Source organism: Pseudomonas sp. 51_B (assembly GCF_017491595.1).
In the GTDB taxonomy this organism is placed as follows: Bacteria; Pseudomonadota; Gammaproteobacteria; order Pseudomonadales; family Pseudomonadaceae; genus Aquipseudomonas; species Aquipseudomonas promysalinigenes.
In genome coordinates this window covers 1-509 of record NZ_JAFGYW010000202.1, presented here as the reverse complement: position 1 = coordinate 509, position 509 = coordinate 1, and the positions used below count along the sequence as shown (strand labels likewise).

General features: G+C 53.6%; 1 pseudogene. It reads left to right on the top strand.

Annotation, left to right across the window (positions count from 1 at the left end):
• Positions 1 to 509: pseudogene (locus J5M56_RS24395) on the top strand (hypothetical protein); the annotation flags it as partial.

The window sequence follows — 509 nt, the reverse complement described above, 5'->3', positions numbered from 1 at the left end:
AGGCAATGTAATGCCCCGCCGGCATTTTCTTATCGCCTGTGGAGCACCTGTTGCTCAAAAGAAACATATCTCAGCAGAAACCCTGCTGGAGCGACTGGTGAAAGCGACTCTAGTAAAGGAGGTGGCGTTCCCAGGTGGCGAATCCTGTGTGGTGCGATGCGATCACCACCAGATGCTCGAAGTGACCTCCATGTGGGCAAAGATGAAGGGGCGGCTCATCGCAGAAAAGATAACCTTGTTGGCGGTGAAGGATTGGGCCCGCAATTTAGGAATGGTGAGCTACGATTCCGTTGAAACTCGAGAGGATGAGGGCTCTGAGGCGCTACCCAAGGTAGGGACGTTCAACTGGGACTTGGCTGGACCTTCCTACTTATTTCCCATGCGAGAGTACGTCGATACAACTCTCAAACCAGGTTTCTTCGTTTGCGACCTTGCCCTTAGCGGGTCGGTTACCGCTGCCAATCTGGCAGGGTTCGTCAACAAATGTGTCACGCTGCGCAGTCTCAGGA